The organism is Vasconcelosia minhoensis LEGE 07310, from assembly GCF_015207255.1.
Taxonomy (GTDB): Bacteria; Cyanobacteriota; Cyanobacteriia; order Phormidesmidales; family Phormidesmidaceae; genus Vasconcelosia; species Vasconcelosia minhoensis.
Map to the genome: position 1 here is coordinate 1 of NZ_JADEXG010000078.1, position 18,128 is coordinate 18,128.

17 protein-coding genes and 1 pseudogene are annotated in these 18,128 nt (G+C 57.8%); 9 read left to right on the forward strand and 9 right to left on the reverse strand.

The features are described 5' to 3' along the window. The first annotated feature begins 10 nt into the window (after nucleotides 1-10). The 3 genes and pseudogenes from IQ241_RS22385 to IQ241_RS22395 all read left to right on the forward strand — a co-directional run bounded on the left by IQ241_RS22385 (nucleotide 11) and on the right by IQ241_RS22395 (nucleotide 2,932). Nucleotides 11-1,714 (forward strand): aconitase/3-isopropylmalate dehydratase large subunit family protein, encoded by a 1,704-nt coding sequence (locus tag IQ241_RS22385; RefSeq protein ID WP_193911531.1) that lies wholly within the window; start codon nucleotides 11-13, stop codon nucleotides 1,712-1,714. A gap of 180 nt (nucleotides 1,715-1,894) precedes the next feature. After that, nucleotides 1,895-2,005, forward strand: a pseudogene (locus tag IQ241_RS22390) (winged helix-turn-helix domain-containing protein); the annotation flags it as partial. Nucleotides 2,006-2,113: 108 nt separating this feature from the next. Then, nucleotides 2,114-2,932, forward strand: a complete 819-nt coding sequence (locus IQ241_RS22395) for a Uma2 family endonuclease (RefSeq protein ID WP_322743750.1) — start codon at nucleotides 2,114-2,116, stop codon at nucleotides 2,930-2,932. Nucleotides 2,933-2,960: 28 nt separating this feature from the next. Here the strand turns inward: IQ241_RS22395 and IQ241_RS22400 are convergent, their stop codons facing one another. Together IQ241_RS22400 and IQ241_RS22405 are read right to left on the reverse strand one after the other, a co-directional pair. Further along, the gene (locus tag IQ241_RS22400) at nucleotides 2,961-6,044 is read right to left on the reverse strand and encodes an efflux RND transporter permease subunit (RefSeq protein ID WP_193911533.1); all 3,084 of its coding nucleotides are present in this window, start codon (nucleotides 6,042-6,044) and stop codon (nucleotides 2,961-2,963) included. 12 nt (nucleotides 6,045-6,056) lie between these two features. After that, complete coding sequence (locus IQ241_RS22405) at nucleotides 6,057-7,367, reverse strand: efflux RND transporter periplasmic adaptor subunit (RefSeq protein WP_193911535.1); 1,311 nt, start codon at nucleotides 7,365-7,367, stop codon at nucleotides 6,057-6,059. Between the two features lie 104 nt (nucleotides 7,368-7,471). On the opposite strand from IQ241_RS22405, the gene IQ241_RS22410 reads away from it, so the two are divergent. Further along, entirely contained in the window at nucleotides 7,472-8,008 is a 537-nt protein-coding gene (locus IQ241_RS22410; protein WP_193911536.1) for a PadR family transcriptional regulator, read from the forward strand. 34 nt (nucleotides 8,009-8,042) lie between these two features. Here the strand turns inward: IQ241_RS22410 and IQ241_RS22415 are convergent, their stop codons facing one another. The 6 genes from IQ241_RS22415 to IQ241_RS22440 form a co-directional block, all read right to left on the reverse strand. Continuing rightward, nucleotides 8,043-8,405 carry a DUF5615 family PIN-like protein gene (locus IQ241_RS22415; RefSeq protein WP_193911538.1) on the reverse strand — a complete coding sequence of 121 codons (363 nt, stop codon included), beginning with the start codon at nucleotides 8,403-8,405 and terminating at the stop codon, nucleotides 8,043-8,045. Next, nucleotides 8,402-8,650, reverse strand: a complete 249-nt coding sequence (locus IQ241_RS22420) for a DUF433 domain-containing protein (protein ID WP_193911540.1) — start codon at nucleotides 8,648-8,650, stop codon at nucleotides 8,402-8,404. The genes IQ241_RS22415 and IQ241_RS22420 overlap by 4 nt, the downstream gene beginning before the upstream one ends. A 36-nt stretch (nucleotides 8,651-8,686) precedes the next feature. Then, nucleotides 8,687-9,433, reverse strand: coding sequence for a lipoate--protein ligase family protein (locus IQ241_RS22425; protein ID WP_193911542.1), 747 nt, complete (start codon nucleotides 9,431-9,433; stop codon nucleotides 8,687-8,689). Next, nucleotides 9,433-10,488: a histidinol-phosphate transaminase gene (hisC, locus tag IQ241_RS22430; RefSeq protein ID WP_193911544.1), complete on the reverse strand. Its 1,056-nt coding sequence runs from the start codon at nucleotides 10,486-10,488 to the stop codon at nucleotides 9,433-9,435. The genes IQ241_RS22425 and hisC overlap by 1 nt, the downstream gene beginning before the upstream one ends. Before the next feature lie 15 nt (nucleotides 10,489-10,503). Next, complete coding sequence (locus IQ241_RS22435; protein ID WP_193911546.1) at nucleotides 10,504-12,141, reverse strand: glycosyltransferase family 39 protein; 1,638 nt, start codon at nucleotides 12,139-12,141, stop codon at nucleotides 10,504-10,506. A gap of 196 nt (nucleotides 12,142-12,337) precedes the next feature. Further along, complete coding sequence (locus IQ241_RS22440; protein ID WP_193911548.1) at nucleotides 12,338-13,258, reverse strand: LysR family transcriptional regulator; 921 nt, start codon at nucleotides 13,256-13,258, stop codon at nucleotides 12,338-12,340. Between the two features lie 81 nt (nucleotides 13,259-13,339). Here IQ241_RS22440 and IQ241_RS22445 point away from each other — a divergent pair, with 81 nt between their 5' ends. The 5 genes from IQ241_RS22445 (at nucleotide 13,340) to IQ241_RS22465 (ending at nucleotide 17,563) form a co-directional block, all read left to right on the forward strand. After that, nucleotides 13,340-14,047: a glutamine amidotransferase-related protein gene (locus tag IQ241_RS22445; protein WP_193911550.1), complete on the forward strand. Its 708-nt coding sequence runs from the start codon at nucleotides 13,340-13,342 to the stop codon at nucleotides 14,045-14,047. Between the two features lie 81 nt (nucleotides 14,048-14,128). Then, complete coding sequence (locus tag IQ241_RS22450) at nucleotides 14,129-14,788, forward strand: NAD(P)H-dependent oxidoreductase (RefSeq protein ID WP_193911552.1); 660 nt, start codon at nucleotides 14,129-14,131, stop codon at nucleotides 14,786-14,788. A gap of 38 nt (nucleotides 14,789-14,826) precedes the next feature. Next, complete coding sequence (gene gntK / locus IQ241_RS22455; RefSeq protein ID WP_193911554.1) at nucleotides 14,827-16,359, forward strand: gluconokinase; 1,533 nt, start codon at nucleotides 14,827-14,829, stop codon at nucleotides 16,357-16,359. Between the two features lie 103 nt (nucleotides 16,360-16,462). Next, nucleotides 16,463-17,371, forward strand: a complete 909-nt coding sequence (locus tag IQ241_RS22460) for an aldo/keto reductase (RefSeq protein ID WP_193911556.1) — start codon at nucleotides 16,463-16,465, stop codon at nucleotides 17,369-17,371. A gap of 15 nt (nucleotides 17,372-17,386) precedes the next feature. Then, nucleotides 17,387-17,563: a DUF433 domain-containing protein gene (locus tag IQ241_RS22465; RefSeq protein WP_193911558.1), complete on the forward strand. Its 177-nt coding sequence runs from the start codon at nucleotides 17,387-17,389 to the stop codon at nucleotides 17,561-17,563. 9 nt (nucleotides 17,564-17,572) lie between these two features. Here the strand turns inward: IQ241_RS22465 and IQ241_RS22470 are convergent. Continuing rightward, a partial coding sequence (locus IQ241_RS22470; RefSeq protein WP_193911560.1) for a YdeI/OmpD-associated family protein occupies nucleotides 17,573-18,128 on the reverse strand: 556 nt, incomplete at its 5' end.

Below are 18,128 nucleotides of genomic sequence, written 5' to 3' on the forward strand. Positions count from 1 at the left end.
CACTACCCCCATGCCCACCCTCCACCTCGGCGACGACATCAACACCGACGACATCATCCCGGCCCAGCGCGGCACCAACGCCGACCCGGCCTATCTCGCCCACTACGCCTTTGAACATCTGATCGGCGCGGGGCAGCTCTCCAACTATCGGGTGATTGAGGCGGGCAACAACTTTGGCTGCGGCTCCAGCCGCGAGTTTGCGCCAATTGCGATCAAAGCCGCTGGCATTGAGCTGGTGCGGGCTAAGTCTTTTGCTGAGATTTTCTATCGCAACAGTTTGAACATTGGCCTGCCTTTGGAACAGATCGGCGAAGCTAAAACCGCTTCCTCACCGGTCGTAACTGCGCTGCTAGCCGCGGGGGGACTGCTGCCGCTGACTCAAAAAAGGCTGAACCAGCAGCTGCAACTGCCGCCCAGCCAGACCGCTGCACGCCCAATGACGCTGGCTGAAAAGCTCTTGGCGCGGGCTTCTGGCAATCGCTATGTGCGGCCGGGGGAAGTTGTTTTCGCTCGGGTTGATTTAGCCATGTCTCACGACGCGATCGCGGGTCCCGTCGCCCAGCTTTTCCATCGGCAGTTTGGCCTTAAGGCGCGGCTATGGGATACCGACCGGGTGGTGCTGGTAGCCGACCATTTCATCCAAATTAGCGAAATTCGTCCCGACTCCGGAGCGGAGCAGATGCGGCAGCAGATGGTGGAGTTTGCTCAGGAACAGGGCTGCCATCTGTTCGATATTGTTTCTCCCGGCGAGGCGGCGGGAATTTGCCATGTGCTGCTGCCGGAGCGGGGATTCATTCGTCCGGGCATGGTGATCGCGGGAACGGATTCTCACAGCTGTACTTACGGCGCGCTAGGCTGTTTCTCCACAGGCGTTGGCACCACCGATATGGCCAGTATCTTTGCTGCCGGAGAGCTGTGGATACGGGTACCCGAGACGCTACGGATTGAGCTTTCTGGAACGCTGCCGCCCGAGCTTAGCGCCAAGGATATTATGCTGTTTATTCTGGGCGAGCTCGGCTGTGACGGCGCGACAGGCAAGGTGATTGAGTTTGGCGGTAGCGTCATCGCTCAGCTGAATATGGATGAGCGGATGACCCTGTCTAATATGACGGTGGAGTGCGGCGCGGTCTGCGGCCTGATGCCGGTGGACGCGGTGACCCGAGCCTATTTGGAATCGCGGACGAAGGCGGATTGGAGCGCGATCGTGGGTGACCCCGACGCCGAATACGTCCAAACCTACAGCTTTGACCTCAGCGAACTAAAACCGCAGGTTGCCTGCCCGCCCAAGCCAGACCAGGTGATGCAGATTGCCGACCTGAAGGAAGTCCCGATTACCCGAGCCTTTATCGGCTCCTGCACCGGCGGTAAACTCTCTGACCTAGCCCAGGCCGCCGCTGTGCTCAAAGGCCAGCGGGTGGCCCCAGAAGTCAGCCTGTTTGTGGTCCCGGCCTCTCAAGAGATACGGCAGCAGGCCGAGTCGCTAGGCTATTTGGACACCTTTAGCACGGCCGGAGGGCAGGTCTTGAAATCCGGCTGCGGGGCTTGTATCAACGCAGGCCAAGGCGTCTTGGGCAAGGCCGAAGTGGGCATCTATGCCACCAACCGCAATTTCAAAGGCCGCAGCGGCGACCCCAGCGCCCAAAACTATCTTGCCTCACCCCGCAGCGTGGCCATTTCAGCCGTTCGCGGCAAAATTGCTGACCGGCTGGTCTGATGCTCCCTCCAAAAGGCACCTGACTGCCGGTGAATCCCATAAGCGCTTCTGACCACGGGCAACAGACATCTGTAGTATTGGCCATTCTGTTTGGTTACCAATGCACTTGTCGGCTGATTCAGCTAAATCAAAACATCCAGCGTTTCGAGATGCCCTAGCCGTGCCTGTTATAATAGCCGCATCGAGGTTTACATTCGCTACCTGCGACAAAAGCTAGAAGCCGGTGACGACGACCCTCGACTGATTCAAACCGTTCGAGGCGTTGGGTATGTCCTCCGGGAAGCAGCCTGAGATGACTTAGAGGGGGCGCTAAAGCAGGGGGCTGCCCCTAGCGTTTGCCAGGTAAAATTTGCCTGCTCAGAGTTTCGTATAATTGGGAAGCAGCGCCAGGTGATACCCGTGACCTTTACTCGACCAAGCGATCGCCTCCTCAACCCCACGAGGCCTCCTCGGGTGCCTCGTCATCTGCTGCCGACGATGTACGATCTGCCGAGTGAGTTTCCTGAGGAGCCCGGTTTGCCCGACACCTATCACGACTTGCAGCCCCAATTTCTAAGCGAGACGCTGAGGCTACAGGACTATACCGAGGGCGAATATTTTACGGCCAGCGATTTAAATATCTACTACGACCCAGACAACCGCCTCTGGCACAAGCGGCCTGATTGGTTTCTGGCAGTAGGGATTCCTTTCCTATATGGAGAGCAGCAGGATCTGCGACTGAGCTATGTCGCCTGGCAGGAAGCGGTGAATCCCTTTATCATCGTCGAGCTGATTTCACCCGGGACAGAAGCCGAAGATCTGGGTGAAACAACGGCTCAGCCGGGCGGTCCGCCTACGAAGTGGACAGTTTACGAGCAGATTTTACAGGTGCCCTACTATGTTGTATTCAATCGCTATATCAACGAACTTAGGGTATTCAAGCTAGAAGCAGGCCAGTATCAGCGACAGGCGCTGCCCAACCATCGCCTTTGGATACCGGAGCTAAAATTGGGTTTGGGGCTATGGTACGGCACCTACCGGCCCGGCACTCACCAGCAATCTGAGCGGCGATGGCTGCGCTGGTACGGCGAAGACGGTCAATGGCTGCCTACCGGAGAAGAGCTGGCTAGGCAGCAGGCAGAAGCTGAACAGCAAAGGGCAAACGATGTAGCAGCTGAGCTGGCGGCACTCAAGGCCCGGCTCAGAGCACAGGGCCTCAATCCTGATGACTTCCTCTAACGTCAGCCTGCTATTTTCGACCACCGCATCACGCGGCTGGCCTAAAGTCAGGCCGCTTTTTGGAGAAATTCAAGAGCAGCAGATGGGCTGAGGGAATGAAGTAGAGCGCCAGCAGGGTAGCACCGCCCAGGCCGCCCGCGATCGCGATCGCCAGCGGCGGCCAGAATCCGGTGGGGTCGAGCATCAGCGGCACAAATCCAACAATTGTAGTGAGCGTGGTTGCCACCACATGGCGGGTTGCCTTGAGCACCACCTGCTGCGTGGCCGCCACATCTCCTAGCCGAGCCAGGGGGTCATCTTGCAGCGCTGCCAGCACCACGATCGAGTCGTTGATTGCCAGGCCAATCAGCCCCAGCGTGCCCAGGATGGCGGTGAAGCCGAAAAGAGAATCAAACAGCCAGAGCGCCATGGCGGCTAGCCCGACCGCCGCGATCGCGACCGCCGCCAGCAGCCCGGCCAGGGCAAAGGAGTTGAACGACAGTACCAGCGTCGCCGTCATTAAGATTAACAAGACGCCCACTGTAGAGAGCAGATTGGCGACGGCAGTGCCCCGGGCGTCGGCCTCACCGCCGTAGTCTAGCCGATAGCCCGCAGGCAGCTCAAAGCCGCTGGTCTCCAGCGCTGTCTGGAACTCGGCCAGCACCGTGCTGGGCAGCGCGCCGGCGGTGATAAAGCCCTGCACCGTATTGACCCGCTGCTGATTGCGTCGGGCGATAGTATTAATTTCTGGCCTTAGAGATACCGAAGCTACGGCTGAAAGGGGCACGGTACTGCCACTCGGGGTCAGCAGGTCGAGTGAGGCAATCCGGTCCAGGTTGCCTCGTTCAGCATCGGGCAGGCGGACCCGCACTGGAATGTCTTCAGTCGCTTCTAGAACAGAGCCGCCCAGGCTGCCGTCGAGCAGCGTGCTGAGCTGAGCCGCGATCGCGCCGTTGTCCAACCCCACCCGCCGGGCTGCCGCTTCATCGACCGCCAGTGCCAGCTTCGGGGCTGACTCGGTGAGCGTGGCCCGAGTGTGAGTCACCGCCGGGAACTGGGACAGCCGCAGCCGCAGCTGGTTGCCCAGACTTCTGAGCTGCTCGATATCTGGGCCGTAGAGCCTCACTTCCAGCGGCGCGTCAAAGGGCGGCCCCTGCTCCAGCTGCATGACCAGAATCTGAGCGTCGGGGAAAGCTGCATCTAGCTGCTGCTGGAGGGTTTGGATGATCTGACGGATAGTTTGCGCTGAGCTGAGCTGAACGATGCCCTGGGCGTAGTCAGCGGCGTTGCGACGGCTGCCGGTGACGTTGTAAAAAAACGACGGGGCGCTCTTGCCTAAGAACCAATGGACATTGCTGACGGCGGGATGCTGACGAATCAGCTCGCGAATTTGCAGGGCCTGCTCGCGGGTGGGCGCGATCGCGCTAGTCGTCGGTCGCTCTAGCTCGATTTGAAACTGGTCCCGATTTGTCGGCGGAAAGAACTGCTGCGGCAGGCTGGCAAACTGCACAAAGCCAATCGCGGGCAGCACCAAAGCCAGCGCTACGCCCCAGACGGGCCGCCGCAATACCGCCCGCAGGCTGCGCTCATACAGCCGGGAAAGCTGCGCATTGGCCCAGCCGCCAACCCACCAGCCGCTGGCGGATAGCAGAGGTCGCCAGCGATAGACTAGCCCAGCTAGGGCTGCAATCACCGTCAGCGATAGCGCCAGCGAGCTCAGCAGGGCCAGGATGACGGTGGTGCCAATCGTGCCGATAAATTCACCCGTACCGCCGGGTGAGGTGGCAATCGGCACAAACGCCAGCACCGTCGTCAGGGTCGAAGCCAGCAGCGGCACCGCCAGATACTTCACCGTGTCACCCACCGCCGCTGCCGGACGGCTGCCGCTCTGGAGGTGCGAACGCACCTCGTCCACCACCAAGATGGCATTGTCGATCAGCAGCCCCAGGGCAATGATCAGCCCCGTCACCGACATCTGGTGCAGCGGAATGCCCAGCCCCTTCATGCTGCCGAACACCATTAGCACCGATAGCGGCAGCGCCGTTCCAACGATCAGGGCCGAGCGCCAGCCCAGGATCAGCAGCGAAACCCCAATCACCAGGCCAGAACTCAAAATCAGATTGCCCACCACGCCGTTGAGCCGCTGTTGCACATAGTGGCTCTGGTCGAGCACAGTATGCAGCCCCAACCCTTCTGACAGTTCGGCGGTAAACGCCGTTAGGGTTTGCCGCGCCTGCTCCGCCCACAGGTCCACTCGGTAGTCAGCCTCCACCGTGGCAGAGAGCACGATGGCGGGCCGCCCGTCTACCAGCGCCAGGTCAGAGACGGGCGTCTGCACGCCTTTAGTCACCAGGGCAATGTCCCCCAGCTGGGCAACCTGACCGCCGCTCCCAACCTGAATCGGAATCGTCCGAATCCGGTTTAGCGAATCGAGCGCGCTATCGACCTCAAACAGCAGCTCCGTCTCATCGCCGCGCAGCTCACCGGCGGAGACCTTGGCATCGCTGGCTGCAATCTGCTGTGACAGCCCCTGCGCCGTAATGTTCAGCCGAGCTAAGTCGGCCTGGCTAATCTCCACCCGAATCTCTTCATCCGGCTCGCCAAAGAGCTTGACACTGTCCGTTCCAGGCAGATTGCGCAGCTCGCTTTCCAGCGCTTCAGCCACCCGCCCTAAAATGGCGTAGTTGAGCGGCGCATCCAGCTCCCAGGTCAGCCCCACAATCAGCGCGCTGGCCTTGACTTCCTGGTCTTCATACTCAGGCTTGCTGGCCTCCGGGGGCAGCTGGGGAATCACATCGTCCAGCTGACTGCGCACCCGCGACCAGACCGGGTCTACGTTAGCGACGGTCTCCTTTAGCTCTACCGTGACCACTGAGAGGCTAGGGCTGGAGGAAGAGCGGATGACGTCAATCTCTTCGATGTCTGAGAGTTCTTCTTCAATCTTATCGGTAATCAGAGATTCGACTCGCTCAGCGCTAGCGCCGGGAAAGACCGTAGTAACAGTTGAAACCCGCTGGACAATTTCGGGATCTTCCAGCCGGGGCAGGGTAAAGAAAGACGAGATTCCCCATACAACAATCAGCGTCAGGGTGAGAAACAGCAGCTGCCGGTTGCGAAAAAAGAGGTTAAACATGGTAGAACTTAATCAATTTTGGTTCTGCACAAGCTGGCCTGGAACAATGCGATGAGTGCCGCTAGTGACGACTTCCTCACCCGGCTGGAGCAGGCCGCGGACAAAAGCGCGATCGCCCTCGGTGTAGAGCACTTCGACCTCGCGTCGAGCTACCCGATGCCCATCGGCTGCTGGCTCCTCTGGCTCAGTCAGCACATAGGCCGACCAGAGACCGCGATCGCCTGCGACCAGCGCAGTCGTCGGTAGCCAGTAGCCCGTTTCGGACTGCTGATCCTGCAATATCAGGCGCGCTGTGGCCCCAATCGTCGGTTGAGCCTCGGCGGGCAGGGCCAGGACGACCGTTACCGTCTGACTAGTTTCGTCTAGCTCGGGCAGCAGCGCGGTAACGGTAGCGCTAAAGAACTGGCCGTTGACCTCAACCGTCTGCGGGCTGCCCGGCGCGATCGCGTCGGCCTGATTGGCAGGAACGCCAATGCGAGCCTCTAGCGCCTCGCCTTCCACCAGTCGCACCACGGCCTGACCCGCGCCCACTACGGTGCCCTCATCGATCAGCCGCTGCGAAACCCGACCGTCAAAAGGGGCATAGATCGTACTTTTGGAAAGCGATACGTCAACGCTGCTGAGGCTGGCGTCAATCTGATCGACCTCAGCATCCTGAGCGTTCACCTGCTCCACCCGGGTTCCGGCCTTTAGCTCATCGAGCTGGCTCTGGGCCTGGCTCAGCCGATTCTCCAAGGCACTGGCGTTGAAGGCCTTTTCATCCCGCTCTTCCTGGGAAATTGCGCCTTGGGCGTAGAGATTTTCCCGCCGCTGCTGCTGGAGGCGAGCCAAATCGACCTGGGCCTGGAGGTCTTGCACGGCAGCGGCGGCAGCGGCGATGTCTTCCTGGCGCGGGCCGCGCTGGAGTTCCTGAGCCCGGGCGAGCGCCTGTCGTCGCTGGGCTTCCAGCTGCTGACGCTGGGTCTGTAGGCTGCGGGTATCCAAGCGGGCAATGGGATCGCCCGCCGCGACCGTATCGCCCTCCTCCACTAGCACTTTCACTAGCGTCCCGGCCTGCTCAAACCCCAGCTCGCTGCTGCGCCGAGCCGTGATCTCGCCGGTGTAGGTCCGCTCGACCTGATATTCGCTAGCCGGGTCTAAGATTTGAGTCTGCACGGGCAGAACTTCAACCGGGGCTGAGGTTTCAGCCGCCGGTTTAGAGATTATTTTCGGCGCTATCAGCACCGCTCCTGCCAGCAGGGGCAGCAGCCAAAACCAACGCCGGTCAAAGCGCTTAGCGATAGAGCGGAAATTCGCGACGGGATCAGATGCTGGGGAAACCATAGGCGTATCCAGAAAAGCCGTAGCCAGCAAGCTGATATTCAACATGTTGGCTATACCTCCACAGGTTATACTCAACATGTTGGATATGTCAATGTATTATTTTTATGGCTCTAGCCCATACCATCCTGGCGCTGCTGGCTCAGCACCCCGACAGCGGCTACGACATCAGCAAGCGCTTCGACGAAGGGCTGAGCTGCTATTGGAAGGCGACCCAGCAGCAGGTCTACCGGGAGCTTTCGAAAATGGAGTCCCAGGGCTGGGTGAGCGCTGAAAAAGTAGCCCAGACCGGCAAACCCGACAAAAAGGTCTACCACATCACAGACGTAGGCTGGACGACACTCACCGACTGGTATGCCGAACCTACCGAACCCACCCGGATGCGGGAAGATCTGCTGGTCAAAGTGCTGATCGGCCACAAAATGCCCCGCGAGCTGCTGCGGCTGGAGCTACACCACCGTCAGGCCCTCCACCAGGCCCAACTCGACCACTACCACCAAATCCAGGAAGACTTCTTATCAAAACCCGAGCCCTCTACCGAGCTTCAGTTCAAATACCTCACCCTCAAGCGCGGCATCGCCTACGAGGAAGCCTGGCTACAGTGGTGCGAAGACGTTTTGACGTTTATTGCAAGTCAAGATTAAACCGATATACATAGGTCGTAAAGTCTTCGACAACTCACATGTTCTGCTGATAAATTCGGATCTTTCCACGCTGAATAATCCAAAGCTGACCCTCAATCCCCTCTTTCGTTAAACCCTTAATCAAAGTCTGCATGGCATCCTTCAAGTCTTGAGGAGAAGGCTTGCCAGGCAGTCTCAAAACAGCAATGCCGTAGTTTTTAGGATCGAAGCGAAGGGGATTGCTAAAATCAAGGTCGAGGGTAACAAGGCAGCGTTGCTCTGCTTGACAAATTTGAATAAGCTCTTCGTCCGCTGCAGAAGTGAGATTTTGACTGCTGACAGTCATCACATCGTGTCCTGCTGTTTGCAGCAAATTGAAGCCGCGCTGCCCTAAGTTTTCATCCAGCTTTAGCTTCAAACTCCAGACTCCAGAGGAATTTCAACATATCGCTCCCGCGACATTTCCGCGCCATAGGCAATACAGGCATAAATATCAGCGGATTCTAAGCCGGGATATTCTTCCAGTAGTTCTGAGATTGACATTCCACTAGCTAGAAAATCAAGTATGAGTGAAACCCAAATTCGATGCCCTTTAATACAAGGTTTACCGAAACAGATATTCGGATCGATAGAAATTCTAGATAACAGTTGATTGCGGTTCATAGGTTGGTTCGCGGTTTGAATTGAAATTGTCTCAATCTAGCAGGTCAAGTTAGTAGCTTTTTTTGCCCAGGCTTGGGCCGCTGAAATTTCTACTACTGACAGAGGCCTAGCTTGCAGAATGACCTCGAAGCAAGCCGCCGCTGCCTCTGTTAAAGCATCTTCGATCAGCATATGCTGCTGCTCTAATGTTAACTGTTTCAGGTGAGGGGGCAGCGGCGGGGACGCGATCGCGCTTCCAAACACCCGCTCAAACAGCTCCGCCGAGGGCTGTAGCCGCATCGAACCGTGCTGCAAAACGTAGCCCTGCCGATAGACCTGAGCGCTGCCGATCAGTTTGTAGCCTGCCGGCGTCACCAGGTCGGCCGCCGTCGCTGTGCCAAAGCAGTCGGGAGAATCGCGATCGCGCCCGCGAGCGGTGCCAAAATCCAGCGTTATCCCCAGTCGCCGCCAGCCCAGGATCAAAAACTGGCATAGCGCCTGATAGACTGCCCTGCGGCTGCCCTGACCGACGGGCGTAATCAGCGCATAGGTCAGCTCACCCTGATGTAGCACGGCCCTGCCGCCCGTGGGTCGGCGCAATAGGTCGATGGGCTGGCCCCGCCAGGAGATCGATCGCCAATGCTGCGGCCACTGGCGCTGGTGGTAGCCCAGCGAAATGGCCGCAGGCTGCCAGGTATAAAAGCGCAGGCAGGGCTGCTGCTGGTTAAGCAGCCACCGGTCGATGGCCATATGCAGCTCGCCAGCCCCATCCATTAGGGGAATTAGCCGCCAGTTTGAGTCCATTAGCCTAGCAAACCGTTAATTGCCTGGACTAGGGTATGGTTTTGTTCGCCAGTGCCGATAGTAATTCTCAGCTTGTCATCTAAGCCCGGTTGATTGAAGTAGCGCACCAGGATGTTTTGGCTTTTAAGCTGCTGATAGAGGGTTTCAGCTTTAGCCCCGGCTGGCCGCACCAGTAGAAAATTAGTCTGTGACGGCCAGACCGTGAAACCGAGCTGTTCCAGGGTAGTAGCGAGCTGGGTTCGGGCCGTCCGGATCTGAGCGACGCAGTGATTTTTGTAAGCCTGGTCGCGAATAGCGGCGGCACCGACCGCGATCGCAACCGCATCCACGTTGTAGCTATCCTTCACCTTAAAGAGACCCGAGAGTAGGCTGGGGTTTGCGATCGCGAATCCCAGCCGCAGCCCCGCTAGCGAATAGCCCTTAGAAAGCGTCCTCAGCACAATCACATTGTCGAATTCTCTGACCAGCGCCAGCGGCGTCTGGTCGGCAAAGTCCACATAGGCTTCATCGATCGCTAGAATCCCTGGCAGGCGCTGGGCCAGCTGACGTAATTCCGCTATGGGGACGCAGTGACCCGACGGGCTGTTGGGTGTGGCAATCAGGGTCACGGCTCCCGCAGCCGCGACCAGGGCTTCCAGCGGCAGCCTAAAATCATCGGCGTAGGGCACCTCAGCCGCGCGGGAAGACTGAATTTCCGCCAGCGTCCGGTAAAGCACGTAGGTGGGCATGGGATAGACCACCTGGCGGGTGTCGTCCTCGGCACAGGCCCGGATCAAAAGATTCAGCAGGTCGTCGCTGCCGTTACCGACAATCACCCAGTCGGCAGGGACATCCAGCGCGTCGCTGACGGCCTGACAAAATTCGCGGGCAAACGGATCAGGATAGCGCCGCAGCCGTTCCGAGTCGAGCGATCGCAGCGCCGCCATCGCCTTAGGAGAAGGCGGGTAGGGGTTTTCATTCGAGTTGAGCTTGAGAATGGGCGACCCGGGCTTGGGCTGCTCACCGGGGACATAGCCCCGCATCGCATTGACGGCTGGGCGAAAGAGACGGGTCATCGGATCGGGATGGGGTTAGGCCCTACTAGCTTGCCAGAGGGTGCCAAACCAAACAACCTCCTGAAGCTGCCAGCCCTGCTCTTCTAGCGCGGCCCGCAGCGGTGCCGAAGGCCGGAAGACATACAGATCTGACTCAGATTCTAGCGCCTCCAGATCTGCCGGTTCGCCCACCCCAAACAGGCGGACGCTATCCTTCAGCCCATAGCTCAGCGCCAGCAGGTCGCCCGGGTTGGTGTCGCCCTCGCCCCGATCGCTGACCACCAGCGGCGAGGGCCGGGCGTTGAGCACCTCTAGTACCGCAGGATTGGTATAGCTGGTTTCCAGATGCCACCAGGTATTCGAGGTGGCGCTGGCGCTGATGGAGATAATGCTGCTGGTGAAGACAAAGGCTAAAATCCACTGGCCAATCGCGCGTCTGTGGGTCAGTGAAATCGCCAAAAAGTAGGCCACCGCCAGCTGCACCCCGGCATAGCAGGGAATCAGATAGCGCGCGATCGCAGACCGCATTCCCCCCAGTATCAGGTCGGGCAGGGCCAGGGCCAGAAACGGCAGCCCAATGGAGCTGAACACAAACAGCCAGGTCCAAGGCGGCGTACTGCGGTAAACCCAATACAGGCCCAGCCCAATCAGCAGCACAAACGAAACTCGCAGGATAAACGTCCAGGCATTGTCAAAGCCAAAATGCAGGTCTACAAACGGGGCCGTAAAGTGGAGCATCCACTGCTTGAGCATGAAGGGTAGCGGCACGTTGGCGCTGGTCCAGCTGGTGGCGGCAAAGGCCCGCTGATAGTTGCCCAATAGTACTGCGAGCCAGGGACCGTACAGAATTAGGGCAGCGGCTACGGCGATCGCAAACTGAGCCAGCAGACGGAAGCGGCGCGATCGCGGTGGGGCAACTGTCCGCTCCGAAAGCGGGCCGGCGGGTTTGTCCACCGGCGGTTCTACTGGTTCAAACTGCTCTAGAATCAGCACATAGGCCGCGTGGGCAAAGAGATTAATCGCGAATAAAACGTGGGTATAAAAGCCAGCGGCGACGCTCAGGGCGTACAGTCCCCAGTTGAGCCGTCCGGGCTGCCGCAGCGATCGCAGTAGCAGCCAGCTAGAACCCATCCCAACCGCCGCTAGCAGCCCATACTGGCGAGCGATCTGGGCGAATAAGATATCCAATGGAGAAAAAGCCAGCAGCGCCGTCGCCAGCAGCGCTACACCGGGCGCGGCGAACAGCTCCATCGCCAGCAGGTAGATCAGCGGCAGGCTGAGCAGGCTGAGCAAGGCCGGTAAAACCCGAGAGGCCAGAACCGAGTTGCCAAATGCCTCCAGCCAAAAGCGTGCCAGGATGAAATAGAGGGGCGGATGCTGCGGATCTTCTAGAGCCAAGGAGTCAATCGTATCGACTACGCTGCTGCCGGGCTTAAGCTGCTGATACTTCTGGAGGTCAGGTACCGTCAGCACCTGGTTTTGAAACACCTCCTGGTCAAACTCGGCCCGGGTATAGCCTACCGCCCGCAGCGTTGTATAGACTTCATCATGCCAGTAGGCTTTGCTATCCAACCCCACCAGCCGAAAGCAAATGCCCAACAGCAGCACGATGACAATAAACCCTTTGAACCCCTTAAACTTTTTGAACTCTTTCAAGCCTGCCGAATATCGCATGGGGGACTCACTCTTATCGCCAGAGATAGTGCGGCTAGGTAGAAACGGCTCAGCCCAGTTAATTCAGAGCCATCGGGGTCTGGCTAATAGCGTCAGGCCAATACAGTCCAGGTAGTATAGCGCAGCACTATCATCCCCAAACCCGCTCAACCGTACGGATAGACGAATATTCTTAGTTGAAACTATGTCGCGTAGATTACAAGCTAGTCTTCACAGAGTCAAGGAAGGCTCTCACGGCGGGTGTCGCATTGGCGTTAGAGAGCACCCCAAAAGCCAGCTGACGGGTCTGCTTGGGCTCAAGTTCCAGGACGCTAAGACCGGTTAGGTCTTGGGGCAACGCCAGCTCTGGCGCAATGGTGACGCCCATATTCTCCTGCACCATGGCAAATAGGGTACGCATATCGGCAATTTCGAACTGAATCTGGGGAACTCGCTTTACCCGGCGAAACAGGTCTAAGATGACCGGGCCGCAACCTGCCTTGGAGAGAATGAAGGGCGCTGAGGCCAGCTGGCGAATGTGAACTGAATCGCGGTCGGCTAGCTCGTGCTCTGCCGAGACGATGGCTTTGAAGTCGTCTGCTACAATCGGAAAGAGGTCAAATCCCTCAGCCGGTAAAGCCACAACGCCGACATCGATTACCCGAGTCTGTATCCAATCCCGAACTTCGTCATCGGTGCCCTCAAACAGCACGACCTCAATGCCGGGATAGCGCTGCTGAAACTGCCGCAGCAGCTTGGGCAAAATTCGGGCAGAAACGCTGGGGAAGCTGCCGAGCCGCACCTTGCCGGTAGCCAGCCCTACCACCGCCGCTGTTTCCTGATAGATCTGCTCGGCCCCGGCCAGCATGGTTTGAGCCAAGAATAGTACCCGATGACCGATTTCGGTGAGCTGAGTCGAGTTGCGATCGCTTCCGGCACGATTGACTCTGGTGACGCGGCGCGAACGATTGCCGCGTTCCAGCAGCGTTACCTGGAGCCCTTTTTCCAGGTTGGCAATGGAGTGGCTAATGGCAGACTGGGTCATCCCCAGCCGCTCGCTGGCGATTGTAAAGCTGCCAACCTCAGCGACAGTGGCAAACGCCTGGAGCTGAGCCAGAGTAATATGAATTTTATTCATTTCTAGAGTTACTAAAATAAATTTGATTCATTTTATCCTGCTGGCTATGCTTTGAAGGTTGTTGCCAATGAAACGAACAAAATGGCTATCAAAGTTGCTATCCTTGCCGATGCCCTGCCCAACTTTCCGCCCCAGGTCACGATTGAACCAGCGCTCCAGCACGCCGCTAGCGTCCTTGGCGTTTCTGTAGAAACAGCCTGGTTTTCCAGCGAGTCGCTGCTATCGTCTGAAACCGTCGAAAAACTGCAACAGTTTGACGGCATTTGGGGCGGGCCGGGTGACGTGCAAGCAATCGAAGGGACGCTTCAGGGCATTCGGGTCGCCCGCGAGCAGGGAATTCCTTTTTTGGGCACCTGCGGCGGCTTTCAATACGCCGTGCTGGAGTTCGCCCGGCATGTGCTCGGCTACGCTGACGCCAACAGCGCCGAATTTGACCCCACCGCGCCCCGACTGGTGCTGACGCCGCTGGAATGCGTGATTGCCGGGAAAAAGATGATGGTTCACATCCAGTCCGGTACTATGGCCCGGCAGCTTTACGGGACTGAAACTGCGGTGGAGGAATACTACTGCAACTTCGGCATTAACCCGATCTATCGTAATTCAATTGAATCCGCAGGCCTGAAAATTACCGGCCTGGACCAGGACGGCGAACCCCGCATTTTTGAACTACAAACTGCTGCGCATCCTTTCTACATTGCCAGCCTCTTCGTCCCCCAAACCGCTTCTACCGCCGAGCGACCTCACCTGCTGATTCGAGGTTTTGTAGCGGCCTGTCAGCGAGGACATTAAATTAGCGAATCGAGGTGATGACTGACTTAGCCCATTCCTGACCTGTCATAATTTGAGTGGCTTTTATTCACCTGCATCATTATGGATACGCCTGACCTGACTCCCGACCAGATTATCCAGCGGCTGAACTGGCGCTACGCTGCGAAAAAATTCGACCCCGACAAAGAAATTTCAGACGACGCCTGGAAGGCTCTGGAGCAAAGCCTGTTGCTGGCGCCGTCCTCCTTTGGCATGCAGCCCTGGAAGTTTTTTGTCATCCGCAAACCCGAACTGCGGCAGCAGCTGCTGGAGCACGCCTGGGGCCAGTCTCAGGTCGTCGATGCCGCTTACCTAGTGGTTTTGGCTATCAAAACCGGCATTAACGCCAGCGATGTAGACCCCTACATTGACCGCGTGGCCGAAGTCCGCCAGATGCCAAAAGACCAGCTGGAGGGCCTAGAAAATATGATCAAGGGCTACCTGAAAGATCCCCCATACCCGCTAGAGCCCGACGCCTGGTCGGCTAAGCAGCTCTACATCGCCCTGGGCTTTTTCCTCTACAGCGCGGCGCTGCTGGGCATCGACGCCTGCCCGATGGAAGGTTTTGTCCCCAGCAAATTTGATGAAATTCTGGGGCTGTCAGAGCAGGGCTACGCTGCAACTGTACTCTGCACGGCGGGCTATCGGGCTGAGGATGATAAGTATGCCGACCTAGCCAAGGTGCGGTATGAGACCGCGGATGTTGTGCAGTATTTTGATTAGCGCCTGATCTCGAATCGCCCTACAGTCCCTTCAAAGTCATGACGGAACCGGAATATGTCATCGGCGTCGATATTGGTACCACAAGTACCAAAGCCGTGCTGTTCACTTCGGATGGGGAGGCCGTCGATCAGCATGCGGTGGGCTATCCCCTAGTTTCGCCCCAGCCCGACGTCCAGGAACAATACCCCGAGGAAATTTATCAGGCCGTCGTCCAGAGCGTTCGGACAGTCGTAGCGCACCAGGCCGACAAGCTAAAAGCCCTCATCGGCCTGTCCTTTAGCACTGCGATGCACAGCCTGATCGCCGTCGATGACGAGGGCCTGCCGCTCACCAACAGCATTACCTGGGCCGACCGCCGCAGTGCTCCCTGGGTCAGCAAAATCCGGCAGCAGTGCGATGCCCACGATCTCTACCGCCGCACCGGTACGCCTATTCATCCGATGTCGCCATTGGTGAAGCTGATGTGGCTACGCTACGACCGGCCCGAGCTGTTTCAGCAGGCGGCCAAATTTATCTCAATTAAAGAATATGTGCTTTACCGCTGGTTCAAGCAGTATGTTGTGGATCACTCCATCGCCAATGCCACTGGCCTATTCAATATGAAAGCAATGGACTGGGATGCGGAGGCGCTAGAACTCACTGGGGTAAAACCAGAACAGCTGTCGCAGCTGGTGTCCACGACCCACATTCTCAAAGACATGACGGCAGAGGCGGCTGATAGCATGGGGCTGCCTACCGGTGTTCCCGTCGTGATCGGGGCCAGCGACGGGGTTTTGGCCAACCTAGGGGTGGGGGCAATTACCCCCGAGGTCGTGGCGGTTACCGTGGGCACCAGCGGCGCGGTGCGGGCGGTGCTCGACCATCCCCAAACCGACGAGAACGAACGGCTGTTTTGCTACGCCCTAACGGAAAACCACTGGGTGATTGGCGGGGCGACCAACAACGGCGGCATCGCCCTTCGCTGGGTGCGCGACCACATCGCCGATGCAGAAGCCAATACGGCACGGTTGCTGCAAAAAGATCCCTACGATATTCTGACCGCGATCGCGGCTACCGTCCCCGCCGGTTCCGACGGCCTAATTTTTCATCCCTACCTGGCTGGAGAGCGAGCGCCGCTGTGGGATGCCAACGCCCGGGGCAGCTTCTTTGGGCTGGCGCTAAATCATAATAAGGCTCACCTGATCCGAGCCGTGCTGGAGGGCATTGTCTACAACCTGTACGTCGTTTTGGATGCCCTTCAAGATGTCGTCGGCCCGGCCAAGAGCATTCAGGCGACGGGGGGCTTTGCCCGCTCTACTCTATGGCGGCAGATGCTGGCCGATGTTTTTGACCGGGCGGTGACGATCCCTGAAACCTACGAAAGCTCCTGCTTCGGCGCAGCGGTTTTGGGCCTTTATGCCCTGGGACGAATTTCTAACCTGGAGCGCGTGTCGGACATGATCGGCGAAACCCACCGCCACCGGCCTATCCCAGAGAATGTCAAACGATATCAAAAGGTGCTGCCGCTGTATATACAGCTGCTGGAAAACTTTGCCCCGCTCTATGGCGACATTGCCCAGGCGACCCGCTGACGGGGCGTCTATTTCTAAAGGCGGACGCCCTGACTGACCCGGCGGATTTACCTTGAGCGTACGACATCACCAGAGGCAAACTGCTTCGGAGAGAAGAGATAACATGCTCTACAGAACGCTTGGACAAACTCAGGAAACCGTTTCGGCAATTGGGCTAGGTGGGTTCCATATCGGCCACCAAGAGGATGAACAGGAAAGCATCAAGATTATTCGCTCGGCCATCGATCGCGGCATTACCTTTATGGATAACTGCTGGGACTATAACGACGGCGTCAGCGAACTGCGGATGGGGAAAGCCCTGCGGGACGGCTACCGGGAGCAGGTGTTTTTGATGACTAAAATTGATGGTCGCACAAAAAAGCTGGCCGCTCAGCAAATCGATGAGTCGCTACAGCGGCTGCAAACCGACCATGTGGATCTGCTCCAGTTCCATGAAGTAATTCGAGTTGAAGACCCCGACCGAATTTTTGCCGAATCGGGAGCAGTCGAGGCATTCCTTGAGGCGCAGCAGGCGGGAAAGTGTCGCTACATTGGCTTTACCGGCCATAAAGATCCGTTTGTCCATCTGCGGATGCTGGAAGTGGCTAAACAGCATAGCTTTCACTTCGACACGGTGCAGATGCCCCTGAACGTGATGGATGCCCACTTTCGCAGCTTTGAGCATCAGGTACTGCCAGCGCTAGTCGAAAGTGGAATTGGGGTACTGGGGATGAAGTCGATGGGCGATGGCCATATCCTGAAAAGTAATACCGTCAGCGCCATTGATTGCCTGCACTACGCCCTGAACTTGCCTACTTCTGTCGTGATTACGGGCATCGACAGCATGGAGATTTTAGACCAGGCGATCGCGGCTGCAGATACGTTTGAGCCGATGGATGCTGAAACCGTAAAGGCGCTGCTGACCCGCACCGCTGAGGCCGCCGCTTCAGGACGCTACGAGCCGTTCAAGACCAACAATCAGTTCGATGCAACGGCGGCGAATCCAGAATGGATTGGCGTACCGGCTGCCTAGCCATCCTTTGAAATTATGGGTGGCACCCCAGTTTTTGTAGGCACTAGAGTTCCTATACAAACGCTTTTGGACTATCTCAAAGCAGGAGAGACAATTGACGATTTTTTAGACGGCTTTCCAACCGTAAGCAGAGGCCAGGTAATTGCCTTGTTGGAAGAGGTTGAAAAGCAGCTTATTGCAACAGCGGCATAGAATGAAACACTACTTGCGCCATTGATTGGCGCGAATATTTTCCTCGGCCAGTTTAGCGGTTTCCTCGATACGCCTAGCGCGGGTTTCGGGCTTTTTGGCGATGATGATCCATTCTAGGATGCCTCGTTTTACAGACCGTGGAAAGGCGTCGAAGTTCCCGGCGGCATTGGGATAAGCGGCGAATGCGTCGGCCAGATCGGGCGGAATCTCCAACGCCTCAACGGCATCAAGCCTATTCCATGAGCCGTCCTGCTTCGCTGCTTCGACTTTAGCCAGCCCCGCAGGCATTATCAGCCCGCCAGCGAGCATTCTTTCAACCCGGTCTTTGTTCGGCTTAGACCAGCCCGTCCCTGGTTTTCGAGGGGCAAACCAGAGCATCGAGCGCTCCTCGTCAAGCCTATTGGGTTTGCTGTCGATCCAGCCAAAGCAGAGCGCCTCTTCTACGGCATCGCTATAGCCAACGTAGGGTTTGCCCGTTGCTTTTTTGTAGCTAATCAGCCAGACGCCTTCATCTCGTTGGTGATGTTCGCTGAGCAAGGCTCGCCATTCTGGGCGGGTTTTAGGG

Coding starts and splice junctions, on each gene's coding strand:
- IQ241_RS22385 (WP_193911531.1), top strand. CDS start 11: ATGCCCACCCTCCACCTCGGCGACGACATCAACACCGACGACATCATC.
- IQ241_RS22400 (WP_193911533.1), bottom strand. CDS start 6,044: ATGTTTAACCTCTTTTTTCGCAACCGGCAGCTGCTGTTTCTCACCCTG.
- IQ241_RS22405 (WP_193911535.1), bottom strand. CDS start 7,367: ATGGTTTCCCCAGCATCTGATCCCGTCGCGAATTTCCGCTCTATCGCT.
- IQ241_RS22410 (WP_193911536.1), top strand. CDS start 7,472: ATGGCTCTAGCCCATACCATCCTGGCGCTGCTGGCTCAGCACCCCGAC.
- IQ241_RS22420 (WP_193911540.1), bottom strand. CDS start 8,650: ATGAACCGCAATCAACTGTTATCTAGAATTTCTATCGATCCGAATATC.
- IQ241_RS22425 (WP_193911542.1), bottom strand. CDS start 9,433: ATGGACTCAAACTGGCGGCTAATTCCCCTAATGGATGGGGCTGGCGAG.
- hisC (WP_193911544.1), bottom strand. CDS start 10,488: ATGACCCGTCTCTTTCGCCCAGCCGTCAATGCGATGCGGGGCTATGTC.
- IQ241_RS22435 (WP_193911546.1), bottom strand. CDS start 12,141: ATGCGATATTCGGCAGGCTTGAAAGAGTTCAAAAAGTTTAAGGGGTTC.
- IQ241_RS22440 (WP_193911548.1), bottom strand. CDS start 13,258: ATGAATAAAATTCATATTACTCTGGCTCAGCTCCAGGCGTTTGCCACT.
- IQ241_RS22445 (WP_193911550.1), top strand. CDS start 13,340: ATGGCTATCAAAGTTGCTATCCTTGCCGATGCCCTGCCCAACTTTCCG.
- IQ241_RS22450 (WP_193911552.1), top strand. CDS start 14,129: ATGGATACGCCTGACCTGACTCCCGACCAGATTATCCAGCGGCTGAAC.
- gntK (WP_193911554.1), top strand. CDS start 14,827: ATGACGGAACCGGAATATGTCATCGGCGTCGATATTGGTACCACAAGT.
- IQ241_RS22460 (WP_193911556.1), top strand. CDS start 16,463: ATGCTCTACAGAACGCTTGGACAAACTCAGGAAACCGTTTCGGCAATT.
- IQ241_RS22465 (WP_193911558.1), top strand. CDS start 17,387: ATGGGTGGCACCCCAGTTTTTGTAGGCACTAGAGTTCCTATACAAACG.